Annotated in this window: 10 protein-coding genes and 1 pseudogene; 8 read left to right on the top strand and 3 right to left on the bottom strand. The window is 38.1% G+C overall.

The window, feature by feature from the left end:
* Nucleotides 1-447: 447 nt before the first annotated feature.
* The 7 genes and pseudogenes from OA91_RS22880 to OA91_RS22850 all read left to right on the top strand — a co-directional run bounded on the left by OA91_RS22880 (nucleotide 448) and on the right by OA91_RS22850 (nucleotide 7004).
* Nucleotides 448-1473, top strand: a complete 1026-nt coding sequence (locus OA91_RS22880; protein WP_063339970.1) for a pentapeptide repeat-containing protein — start codon at nucleotides 448-450, stop codon at nucleotides 1471-1473.
* A gap of 143 nt (nucleotides 1474-1616) precedes the next feature.
* Nucleotides 1617-2604: pseudogene (locus OA91_RS22875) on the top strand (transposase).
* A gap of 283 nt (nucleotides 2605-2887) precedes the next feature.
* Nucleotides 2888-3199, top strand: coding sequence for a hypothetical protein (locus tag OA91_RS22870; RefSeq protein ID WP_063339969.1), 312 nt, complete (start codon nucleotides 2888-2890; stop codon nucleotides 3197-3199).
* Nucleotides 3200-3307: 108 nt separating this feature from the next.
* The gene (locus tag OA91_RS22865; RefSeq protein ID WP_063339976.1) at nucleotides 3308-3592 is read left to right on the top strand and encodes a MazG nucleotide pyrophosphohydrolase domain-containing protein; all 285 of its coding nucleotides are present in this window, start codon (nucleotides 3308-3310) and stop codon (nucleotides 3590-3592) included.
* A 608-nt stretch (nucleotides 3593-4200) separates the two neighbouring features.
* Nucleotides 4201-5550, top strand: a complete 1350-nt coding sequence (locus OA91_RS22860) for a sphingomyelin phosphodiesterase (RefSeq protein ID WP_063339968.1) — start codon at nucleotides 4201-4203, stop codon at nucleotides 5548-5550.
* 216 nt (nucleotides 5551-5766) lie between these two features.
* Nucleotides 5767-6405, top strand: a complete 639-nt coding sequence (locus tag OA91_RS22855) for a DUF998 domain-containing protein (protein WP_063339967.1) — start codon at nucleotides 5767-5769, stop codon at nucleotides 6403-6405.
* 71 nt (nucleotides 6406-6476) lie between these two features.
* Nucleotides 6477-7004, top strand: coding sequence for a GNAT family N-acetyltransferase (locus OA91_RS22850; RefSeq protein WP_063339966.1), 528 nt, complete (start codon nucleotides 6477-6479; stop codon nucleotides 7002-7004).
* Between the two features lie 169 nt (nucleotides 7005-7173).
* Here OA91_RS22850 and OA91_RS24785 read toward each other — a convergent pair whose 3' ends face one another.
* A complete protein-coding gene (locus OA91_RS24785; RefSeq protein WP_063339975.1) occupies nucleotides 7174-8067 on the bottom strand; it encodes a spermidine synthase in 894 nt (297 codons plus the stop codon).
* 19 nt (nucleotides 8068-8086) lie between these two features.
* Nucleotides 8087-8731: a fused MFS/spermidine synthase gene (locus OA91_RS24780; RefSeq protein WP_063339965.1), complete on the bottom strand. Its 645-nt coding sequence runs from the start codon at nucleotides 8729-8731 to the stop codon at nucleotides 8087-8089.
* A gap of 782 nt (nucleotides 8732-9513) precedes the next feature.
* Here OA91_RS24780 and OA91_RS22835 point away from each other — a divergent pair.
* Nucleotides 9514-10530, top strand: coding sequence for an NAD-dependent epimerase/dehydratase family protein (locus OA91_RS22835; RefSeq protein ID WP_157203880.1), 1017 nt, complete (start codon nucleotides 9514-9516; stop codon nucleotides 10528-10530).
* A gap of 63 nt (nucleotides 10531-10593) precedes the next feature.
* On the opposite strand, the gene OA91_RS22830 is transcribed toward OA91_RS22835, so the two are convergent.
* Nucleotides 10594-11505 (bottom strand): LysR family transcriptional regulator, encoded by a 912-nt coding sequence (locus tag OA91_RS22830; RefSeq protein ID WP_063339963.1) that lies wholly within the window; start codon nucleotides 11503-11505, stop codon nucleotides 10594-10596.
* Nucleotides 11506-11634: the final 129 nt, after the last annotated feature.

Raw genomic sequence — 11634 nt, 5'->3', positions numbered from 1 at the left:
CTATTTTAGCCAATAATAGAGAATATAAAGCGCAGTTAAGTTAACAAATTAACTGCTTATGAATGAATAAATAAGATACTCAGTTTTGCTAAGTATAAAAGTTGATGACTAAACAGGTTGAACCGTGGCTTGGATACTCTGGGACTAACATCGTTTCTTAAGAAAACGTTAAAATGATTAGAACCAAGTCAGCGAAATTCATCAGGGATAGAGGTTAAAGCCCTCATTTAAAATCCGAATAGATGGCTGCAAAACCTTACTTGTCAGAAGATATTTTTGCTTGCAAAAAGCGGGGTGTCCATAGATGTTATAGGGCAAGTAAAGTCTCCTGGTCGATTCTGGTTCAGGTAAATATTGGCTCTAAGGTTTAACCAAAATTATAGAAATCTCATGAGAAGACTGCTTTTAATCTTAACGCTTTCACGGGGCAATTAAAGCGCAACAAGTATGAAAAATGATAACAACACAAAGAATGAGTACTATTCAGCGATAATAGACGACATTTCTAAATGGAATAATATTAAACCGCCAGTGGAAAGACACTCAAACAGAAATGAAACTACAGAGAGCAGAGTCGATCTTAGTAATCTAGATTTTAGTAACAAAGACTTAAGTGGCATCAACTTATATCATACAGATATAAGAGGTTCAAATTTTACGGGAGCTGATTTATCAAACAGCGATTTAAGTAAATCATTTGCTGACAAAAATACAATATTTAATGGCGCTTCCCTTAAAAACTCTAAGCTTAAGGGGTCCCAGTTTGGTGGGGCTAAGCTAGAAAACGTAAATTTAAATGGGGCTGATTTGTCGGGGACAAATCTAAGTGTCTCTAGCCTAACTGATTCAGACCTCAAGAATATAAAGGTTAATACTCGTACATCATTTAATATTTCAGAGGAAGCCCATAACTGTATAATAGAGCGGCAAGTACTGAACAAGCTTAGAAATATAGATGGTAATAACGGAGGGTTAGATAAAGCAACTCTTGCACAAATGACAATAATTGATGATTTTGTTGAATTGAAAAAGTCATTTAGCGGGTTTTGGCATACAGTCCACGTTACTTCTATGGCCTTTTTTTTATTTCCTTATGCCTTTTTTTTGCTAAAGATTTGGAGCCTTTCCAACAACTTTCTCTTGTTTGAGCCTCTCCAAGACATGAGCACCACCATTGGTGGCAAGTTATGGGAATATATTTATAGCGCAGGGAATCTTGATGGAAAAGTATCCCCATGGTCTCTAATTACCATACCACTAATACTCTACAACTGCCTCAGGCTCATCATACTATGGAAAACTGTTTCGCTAGAGCATCAAGAGAAAGTAACAGGGCTACCTGTTAGTTTTACGATGAACCTAAAGTGGAAGTTTATTTATTATGCTGTCAGTTGGGGAGGCATAGTTAATGTATTACTTGTAGCCATGCATACCTATTCTTTCTTATCTTTACCATTATCAGGCTTACCGTGATCTCTATCAAATTCTTTAATAGGGCACCTACTCCAATTTATCTTTTAAAATAGAGGACAACTAACAGGACACCCTTAACAATTTGATCTAATTCCATTCATGATCTAGTTTTATTGAATTCACTCAAGGATGAGGAATCTAATATGCCTAAGCCACGTAAATCCCTAATAAGTCTTCAAAACACTACTTATTACCACTGTGTATCTCGGTGCGTCAGGAGAGCCTTTCTGTGTGGTAGCGATAAGCTCACAGGCCAAAGTTACGAACACAGACGAGGCTGGATTGAAGATAAGATATTGTCTCTTGCTGCTATCTTTGCGATAGATGTCAGCGCCTATGCGGTGATGCTATTTTTTAGGAAAGCACACCCACTTAGTTCTTCATGTTAATACTGAGAAAGCCAATAGCTGGTCTATCAGAGAAGTGCTTGAGCGTTGGCATCGTTTGCATAAAGGCACACAATTCACCGAAAAATATCTAGAAAACAAAGAAATGGCAGAGTTTGAGCTTGTATCTGTGTATGAGAGTTGTGAGAAATATCGAGAACGACTCACAGACATCAGCTGGTTTATGAGAGAGCTGAATGAGCCAATTGCTCGTATGGCCAACAATGAAGACAAATGTACAGGCCGATTCTGGGAGGGCAGGTTTAAGTCACAAGCGTTATTAGACGAGGCAGAACTTGTGTCATGCATAGCATACGTCGACTTAAACCCTGTTCGCGCCAACATGGAAAAAGCACCAGAAACCTCAAAGCATACGAGTATCAAAACTCGAATCGAAGTGGCCAAAGCGAATCAAACTCAACCAAAAATTTTATTTCCCTTTATTGGCTATGAAAGAGAAGATCAACCAGAAGGATTACCTTTTAAACTCATAGATTACCTTGAATTAATCGATCTCACAGGGAGGATTATGAGAGAGAACAAAAGGGGGAGTATTGATGTCTCTCTAGCGCCTATTCTTCAACGAATTAACCTCACGTCAGAGCAATGGATAGAAGTAACAACCAGCTTTGAAAAGCATTTTAAAGCCGCAGTTGGCTCAGAAGCTTACTTAGCTGAGTATTGTGAACACACTGAATTGCAACGGCGATCGGGATTAGCTGCTTGTAAGCGGCTTCTTTCTTAGGTTTAGCTTACTAAATTCAGTTCTATTTTAATAAAACCTAAATATCGTTAACGCGAGGGTTACTCGTGGCTTCAGTTTGAAACTCTTTGTAATTGAGCTTCGATTTACAGGTTTTCCTTCCTTCTGATAAATAAAATACAAAAAAATGGAAAAGTGAGTTTCATTCAGCTGAAGTTGTTTCTGATCTCTTTTAAAATCGATGTCTTATTAAACATCTTATTAAACATTGTTTTTTAGCTAACTATTTTTGCCTCTTAGTGGGGCGTTAAGTGTCGCGACGATAATGAAACGAGTTTCTAAGTTAACGAAAAACCCTGCATTAACTAGCTTCTATGGCTGGCTATTGTTTCCTAGTATGTATCTATTAGTAGGTATTTTTACCTCTGTGGGTGTATCTGTAGAGACATCATTTATTGTCGCTTCGCCAACTGGAATATTGGGCTTCATTTGTTGGGCAGTTGCATTTATTATCAGCATAAAGCAGATTTTAAATGGTCAAATCACAGCCAACTCACTGGGCGGTATGCTCTCAAGCTTTATTCCTTTTGCATTCTTAGGGTTTGCATTCTGGGTGGCGGTTAATGGTGGTGTATAAAACACTTAACAAAAACATCAAAGGCGAACTACGTGCTGGACGCGGCAAGCCGCGCTCTTTATGTTGGCGTTATGCACCAGTGCAAAAAGTCTAATTAATAGGGATTTTATGAAGTTATCAGAGTTACAACGCTATATTAAAACGGTTGATCACAACCCAGAGTTAGCCCACAAGTATTTTCTCAAATTGATCGAGGAAGTTGGAGAGCTTTCTGAATCAATCAATAAAGACAAAGCAGGACAACCGGAAATTTCAGAGCTTAAGGGAAGCATTGCGGAAGAGCTGTATGACGTTCTCTATTATGTATGTGCTTTAGCAAACATTCATGGCGTTGATCTAGAGAAAACTCACTTTCTCAAAGACGAGTTAAACAAGATTAAGTTCGGTCGATAGTTTAGAAATTAGGTAACTAAGACTGATTCATTTACTCGCGTCATAATACTAATAGCATACCTACTCTAATTTGATTTAATTCCATTCACTATCTAGCTTTATTTGATTCACTCAAGGGTGAGCAGTCCAAAATACTCTCTTTTAGTTAGCTGCAACCCCCTAATAACGCTTATTCTCATTTTTTAGAAAAGCATCTATTACCACTGTGTTTCTTGCTGTGCTTTCTATTAGAAGGTGCGTGCTTTTTTTAGGGGAGCATACTCCCTTGGTGCTGCAAGTTGGCACTGAAGTAGCGAATAATTGGTACTTACCTAAATAAAAGCATCACCTGTACTCTAAATAGAAGTGCACCACCTATAATGATTTTTAATTCGAAAACGCTAGGTTAACACGACCTTATTTTTCTGATCACGCCTATGTTGTCGATAGTATAAATTATACAAGGTGTCATACCCACGTAATGCACACGATTTAGTTTTAATGGTGTGACTCTGTGCCCACTTGCTGAGCTTTATCATGGCTTTTCGGTTTATAAAATACCGACCTATGGCATGAGTGAGGTACAGCAGAACATTCAAATCAAATAATTAAAAGAAAGGAATCAGTGAATGATCAGACTTAAGCAATGCCGAGCGATCGGCTTAGTCATTATCGGTGTTTTATCAAGCTTACTATCGGGCCAAGCGTTGGCAGAAAGCTACGTATATTTAACCAACAATACCATGGAAACCTTGACCCTTAGTACGCAGCAGACTGGACACGACAATATTCGTCATGGAGATCAATGGCAGCAATTGGCTGCTGAAGTGCCACCATTAGGCACGGTTAAGTTTCTGCGTTTTAACCGTGACCAAGGCATTAAATGGGGAAAAGAATATTTTTTTACAACTGAAGTTAATGGTGCGTCGCAGCCGGTTTATTTAAAGCAGAAATTACTCGGCACCAGCACATTTAGCAAAATGTGGCTGAGTGGTCAGGATGATCCTTGGCACTATGATCGCGACATCCATCGCGTGCCTTTAATTGATCAGCAACAAACTTTGGCATTTAAATCTTCTTCAGCCAGAGCATCAGGTGATGATATCCACTATGTGATCCACGAAAAGTTTAATCAATCAGAAAAGTCTCAATACGCTAATGAGCTAAATGTACTGACTTACAATACCTGGGCATTACTGCCACCGCTTGCCTCTAAAAATACGGGTGATAGGTTAGAGACTATCGCTGAGTATATGACCCATTACGATGTGGTGGTCTTTCAAGAAGTGTTCGACCCCATTTTAACTGCAAAATTTAGAGAAAAAGTCGCTCAGACTTACCCCTATATGACGGAGATCCCATGGAAAGTGGGTAAAATTTTGACGGGAGGTTCATTTATTGCGAGCCGCTGGCCTATCGAAGCCCAAGACGCAGTAGTCTATGACGCGTGTCGAGGAGATGGGTGTTTCGCTAGTAAAGGGATGAATTATGCGAAAATAAGAAAAGGCAGTAATGCGTTTCATATTTTTGGGACACACACGCATGCGTATACCAGTGAGCAAGATGTCACTGTTCGTTTTGAGCAATTGGCACAGTTGAAACGCTTTATCGAAAGCAAGCAGATCCCATATGAAGAGCCTGTGATTATGGCGGGTGATTTTAATGTGGATAAACTTAACTATCCTCAAGAGCATGTCGCCTTTTTAGAATTGTTGAATGCTACAGAGCCTGAAGCCACTGGCGTTTACCCATATTCATACGCCGGCCCTGTTAACATTTATGCTGATGAAGCCTTTAATGAATATTTAGATTATGTTTTATATAGTAATGACCATATTGCGCCTTACGCTTCAGAAAATAAAATGCTGACACCGCGTAGTATCGACAGTCAGCATTGGAAAAGCTGGGATTTGTCTGACCACTATCCCGTAGAAGGGCGTTTTGCATTTCCATTGACGCCTGAATACATGCTTTTCTAAAAAAAGCGGTACAGCACACAGCGGGCTAACTATCAGGCGAAAACATGGTGGTAAAGGGCGTTAATTTTGGATGGGTGTTATTAAGCGGTTAGCTTAAATGAGAGCTCTAATCGAGAGCTCTAATCGGACACCCATTTCAATTCAGCTGAAGTTATTTCTGATCTCTTTTAGTATGGATGTCATATTAAACATTTAGACAAACTAACTGAGGCTCGTATGTTGAATCGACAAAATTTACTTTTAGTTTTCCCAATATTGAGTCTAGTTTGGTTTGCTGGAACAGTTATTATTGCAGGCTTATATTATCCTGAATATAGCCATATAACTCAGTTCATCAGTGAGCTTGGCGCAACAGGCTCTCCACATGGCGAATATGTTAATTATTTAGGCTTTATTCCTACCGAGATCTTTATACTGGCATTTGTATTTACTTGTTTTTTAGCTTCCCCTAAAACAAAGAGAAACATAACAGGATTTAGCTTTATTGCTGCTTATGCGGTAACTCTTTGTATTTCTGCATTATATCCATGTGACTTTGAATGTAGGCCTGTTGAACCTACGGTTTCCCACAATATTCATATGTTGTCTGCTTTTCCTGGTTATTTATGCGGGGTAATTTCAATATTTATTTTGTCATCTGGTTCGTCATTTACAGGGCAACTTAACGTTTTTAAATATGTAAGCTTTACCATTGGAGGCATTTGTATTTACGCATTCCTAAATTTAGATCCTAATTCCCCCCTTGTTGGTGTGTACCAACGATCCTTAGATTTAATGATATATTTATGGTTTATATATTTTGCTTATAGCCTGAATCAAAGTGTGTCTAACAAAGCCATTAAGTCTAACGCGTAACAGTTTATTCAGCTCCGCTTTTCGTTTAAGCAAGCTATCGGACGGGGCGTTATAAAGCCTAAGGAGATGTCATGCAATTTTCAGATGAAAGAATCAAACTTCTACCATTTCAAAACTCTGATTTTGAGTGTTTTCTAGAAATTATTACCTGCCCACAAATGATGAAACATGTTTATGACCCTTTGACTTATTATGAGGCTAAATCTTCTTTTGAAAAAAGATTGCCACCTTGGGAGCTTGATAGTGATAAATGGCGCTCTTTTAGTATCTCTGAAATCATAAGTGGTGAAAAGTTGGGGTTCATATCTCTGAGAGTGGTTAATCATGAAACTAAAATTGCTGAAGTAGGCTTTATGATTAAAGCAAGCGCTCAGGGTAAAGGCATAGGTAGTAAAGCGCTTAAACTTATTAAACAGTATGCATTTGATATTTTAATGCTAAATAAATTGGTTGCTTATTGTTCTGTAGATAATGCTGGCTCATTTGGCTTACTAGAGAAAGAAGGTTTTATCCGTGAGAATCGTTTAAAACAAAACACCTTAATCAATAATCAATACAGAGATGATTATGCGTATGGGTTAAGTAAGCCTGCTTTATAGCAAGTTGTTAGGTAAGGAAAAAGAATTGGCTTTGTTAAATTTTATCTACTTTCAATAAAAACAGGTCGCAACTTTAAAGTATTTAGGATTCAAGCAGCCCGCTATGCTTCTTAAAGAGCTATAGCGGGTTGTTTAAAAAATGTGTCGCACTTAGAGCTTGGAGCCGAGATTATTTAAGTAGTAAATTAGCGGGTGAATATTGGTCTGTGAGAATACGAGTGTCTGCAGGCCAATGTGAGTTTAGTGTGGCGAGTTCCATTGCTTTCACTAAGTCTGATACATCTATGCCAAAGGGGCTCAAAGCTTTTATTAATTGGTTAATACGTTGCTCAGAAACATTGAGCTTGGTTAAAGGTTCTTTGCCCGCCAAAATCACTCGATTTTGCTTAAGGTCATTTTTAATACTAAAGAAGTCACCAAATACCGAATGGTAGGTAGCAGATTCATGTAAGAATAGTTGGCTGCCTATAAAGGTGTTAGAGGACAGGAGGCCGCTAGGTTTTAGTATGTCCTTAGCTTCTGATAAAAACTCTTTCGTCAAAAGGTGTTCCGGAATATATTCGCCATTAAAGGCATCTAGAATTATCCAATCAAAGTGCTGCTTTTTTAAGCGTGCCCGTTTGATATAGAGGCGGCCATCTTGGCTGATTGTTTTAACTTTCTCGTTTTCAACTAAATTAAAATGATCTCTTGCCACTTTAATCATGGCTGGGTCAATTTCAATATTGGTGATGTTAGTTTCGGGTAATAATTGATGTAATGCGTTTGAAAGGGAGCCTCCACCAAGACCAATAATGAGTATATCTTTTGGTTGATCGTTAAGTAGCAAAGCACTGAAAAGTAACTTGGTATAGTTAAAAACGAACTTATTGGGCTGGTCCTTAAACATGCAAGATTGGTTGATATTAATGGCCTTAACATTGAACTTTATGCAGCGAATATCATTTTCATCCTCTACTAGAATTGTGTGATACAAGGAAGGCTCTTGATGAATGACTTCTGCATTAAGAGAGGTTGTTGAGGCTGCAAGGCAATAGATTAAGAGGTATCGAGTTAAAGTCATTATATGACTTTTTGCTTTTTTATTTTTTATAAACATGGGATGCCTCATTTTCAATCTTAGCGCCTTTGCTTACTGCAATATTCATAGTAATGAGGCCAAGGCTTATGAGTACTAAGCTAAAACCTAAAACAATTTGGTTAATATCAAAGAGTAATACGAGATAGAAAGAAGTAATGATGGTTCCTAAAGCACTGCCTAAGGTTGAGACGAAATAGAGTTTGCCTGCTATTTTTCCACTTTCATTGTGGTTATCAACTAATAAGCGAACACTATAGGGCGATATCATACCTAGAATGATGGTTGGGATTAGAAATAGGCAGGATGAAGCGAGGAGTGAACCATAACGTGTATCTTCAATATTGATGAAAATGAATTCCATTATATTGTTTGAGTAGAAAACAATAGGCAGCACCCAAAGGCCTGCAAAGATATAAATAAAAGCAAACATTTTGAGGGATCTGGTAGAGACCGAGAGCTTTCCACCTAATAAATACCCTATGGATAGACTCACCATAAAGACAGTAATAATGCTGCCCCAAATATGAATACTGGAACCAAAAAAAGGCGCTAGAATTCGTCCACCTAACAACTCAATCCCCATGATGCTAAAGCCACTACAAAAACAGAGTGTGTAGATGAGGGCGCGCCTACGTAAATCATTCATATGAAAACCTGATTGAATTAGGGCTAATAAGCTAGATGCTTAACGAATAAGCCTTTTTAAAAGCTAGTCTAAAAATAAGTTATTGCTTTATATGATAAAATCAAAAAACGAATTCCAATATTACTCGCTTAGTTTAATTTTTAAAGTGACATAAATAAATTAATACTACTTATTCATAGAAGGTAGATAAAATAGAAAAATTGCCTATTGATGCTATTTCCCTCTATTGGCTATGAAAGAGAAGAGTTGCCAAGAAGTTTGCATTGCAAACTAACTCCTATACTTCTGCTAATTAACCTCATATTAGAATTATGAGTTTAAGTTACAACTGTCTTTGATAAACGCTTTCAAGCAGCAGTTAGCGCTGAAGCTTACTCCGCTGAGAATTGTGGACATACTAAACTGCAATGACGATGAGGGGACACTGCTTATAAACGGATTTTATCTTAGATTTAGCGCATTAAATTCAGTGTTAATCTACAAAAATATTATCTTTAGGAATAAGCCCATTAATTCAGACGGACTCAAAAGAGGGATTCAATTGAGGGCAGCAGTAGGTATTGCCTATTATAAAAAAACTAGATTGTTGAGAGCCGTATCAGTTGTTTGTCATATAGCTATAACTACTTGTGTAAGTTTTTATCCCACTTTTAGGGATTATGTTTGCCAATTTATGATCTACCGCATGTTTTTTGGCTAAATTAAAATAGACTCATGAGTCATATATCTACTGAACCAATTTTAAGACGAAATTATATTATGCAATTGGAGGCATGCTTGCAATGAGAAAAGAGACCGTATTATTGACTGGAATTTCAGGTTATATAGCCCTTCATACTGCTAAGAAGTTATTGCGCGAAGGCTATACTGTAAGAGGTTCTGTTAGGAACACTGCAAAAGCCAAAGAAGTTGAAAAGACGCTTCAAAATGCATCTGTTGATACCGCGAATTTGTTTTTCACTGAACTTAACTTAAATTCAGATAAAGGTTGGGATGAAGCAATGAAAGGTTGTGACTATGTCATTCATATGGCATCTCCTTATGTTGTTGCAATTCCAAAAGATGAAGCAGAAGTGATAAATCCTGCTGTAGAAGGTACATTACGGGTGTTAAAGGCAGCTCGAAAAGGAAGAGTTCAAAGAGTTGTTTTAACCAGCTCGGCACTTGCTATGATGGGAAGCATGAAAACAGGTACAATTAACCCTAATAGCTGGACTGATACTAGTGCTGATATCGGCACTTACACTAAGAGTAAAACACTTGCTGAAAAAGCTGCGTGGGATTTTATTGAAGATCAGCCTATGGATTCACACAAGATAGAAATGGTAAGTGTAAACCCTGGAGGTGTGTTTGGTCCTCCACTCGGAAAAAATATCGAGGGACAGGCCATGAGTGTAGTTGACCAGATGCTCCGCGGAAAAGTACCTATGGTTGCAAATGTCTCAATGCCAATGGCAGATGTAAGAGACATTGCTGAATTGCATCTTCAAGTAATGACTGCTCCAAATGCCGTGAATAAACGTGTTATAGGTGCGGCTGAAAAACCAAATAGTCTTCAAGAGATCGCGCAAATACTGAAAGATAATGGCTACAAGGGCCCAAGTACGCGGTTAGCCCCAAATTTTCTTATAAAATTAGCAGCCTTTTTTGATCGAGAAGCGAAAGGTATGGTTGGTTTTTTGGGAATGAATATACATGCCGATAATTCAGAAACCAGAGCTTTGTTTAATTGGGAGCCAAGATCATTCTCTGAGTCTGTTCTGGATACAGCTAAAGCGATTAAAAACATAACAGGTTAACGATACTAAGCTAACTTATTCATTGTAATGCCTGCTAGCTTCTGGTTAGTGGGTATTGCTAATTTACTCAGAGTGTCCTCTCAATAACGCTCCAATGTCTCTGCGTTTGTTTTTGATAAAGCGAATAAACTCTTTAGATTTTGAAGATAAGTGCTGTTTGTCAGTGTAAACCAGATACAAATCTCTTCCTGATGGTATCCAATTTCTGTGTAAGTTTAGAAGTCTCCCCTGATCAATATCCTGATGAACTAATCCTCTTGGAAGATATGCGATACCGGCTCCTTGTAATGCCATCTGTACTGATATGAACATGTCATCGCACATGAGAGTATGCTTCATATCTAGATCAATATGCTCTCCTTCAAAAGTAAAGCGCCATGGCAGTATCAAACCATCATTATGATTTATGATGCATGGCCACTTAAGAAAGTCTGTAGGTTTTTTGGTTGCTGGAAAGCTATCAACTAACTGTTTGCAGGCAACAAGTGCATAGTCTAATCGAGATAAGGGTAGCGCAATTAGAGAGGAGTCGTTAAGAGGTCCAAGGCGAAGGGCGAAATCAGCTCGTTCAGCTGTTAAATCCTTGGTTCGGCTGGAAGAGTCAAATTCTAGATTAATACTTGGAAATTTGGTTAAAAACTCTGAAAACAACGGTGATAGTAAATAAAAGATAGTTGCTGGTGCAGAGATGTTTAGGGTCCCTACAGGGTTTGCTTTGTGAAAAGTTGCTTCTTCCTTCAACTCACTGACCGTATCAATTACCGATCTTGCTCTTGGTAACAAACGTTCCCCAACCTCGCTAAGAGAAAGTGATCTAGTTGTTCGATTAAATAATCGGACATCTAGCTCAGTCTCTAGTAATTGAATCTTTCGGCTAATAGTTGTTGTGGGTAGATTGAGTGAACGAGCAGCCTCAGCAAAACTACCAAGACGTGCTACTTCTATGAAGGCAATTAATTCATTGGTGTATTTCATCATCATCTCCTAAAAATTGATTATATAACATAATCCCACTATATGGGATTATGTTATTCAAGATAAATGGTACTTCTGTTTTTCGGTTTAATCTATAGTTGTTTTTGTACACGAGCTGCAGAGCTCGTC

Source organism: Marinomonas sp. SBI8L, assembly GCF_001624705.1.
Taxonomy (GTDB): Bacteria; Pseudomonadota; Gammaproteobacteria; order Pseudomonadales; family Marinomonadaceae; genus Marinomonas.
This window is presented reverse-complemented; position numbering and strand designations above follow the sequence as displayed.

Excerpts from the sequence above, each read along its gene's own strand:
- OA91_RS24785 (WP_063339975.1), bottom strand. The coding sequence starts at position 8,067 with ATGACTTTAACTCGATACCTCTTAATCTATTGCCTTGCAGCCTCAACA.
- OA91_RS22830 (WP_063339963.1), bottom strand. The coding sequence starts at position 11,505 with ATGAAATACACCAATGAATTAATTGCCTTCATAGAAGTAGCACGTCTT.
- OA91_RS22835 (WP_157203880.1), top strand. The coding sequence starts at position 9,514 with ATGAGAAAAGAGACCGTATTATTGACTGGAATTTCAGGTTATATAGCC.
- OA91_RS22860 (WP_063339968.1), top strand. The coding sequence starts at position 4,201 with ATGATCAGACTTAAGCAATGCCGAGCGATCGGCTTAGTCATTATCGGT.
- OA91_RS22880 (WP_063339970.1), top strand. The coding sequence starts at position 448 with ATGAAAAATGATAACAACACAAAGAATGAGTACTATTCAGCGATAATA.
- OA91_RS22855 (WP_063339967.1), top strand. The coding sequence starts at position 5,767 with ATGTTGAATCGACAAAATTTACTTTTAGTTTTCCCAATATTGAGTCTA.
- OA91_RS24780 (WP_063339965.1), bottom strand. The coding sequence starts at position 8,731 with ATGAATGATTTACGTAGGCGCGCCCTCATCTACACACTCTGTTTTTGT.
- OA91_RS22870 (WP_063339969.1), top strand. The coding sequence starts at position 2,888 with ATGAAACGAGTTTCTAAGTTAACGAAAAACCCTGCATTAACTAGCTTC.
- OA91_RS22850 (WP_063339966.1), top strand. The coding sequence starts at position 6,477 with ATGCAATTTTCAGATGAAAGAATCAAACTTCTACCATTTCAAAACTCT.
- OA91_RS22865 (WP_063339976.1), top strand. The coding sequence starts at position 3,308 with ATGAAGTTATCAGAGTTACAACGCTATATTAAAACGGTTGATCACAAC.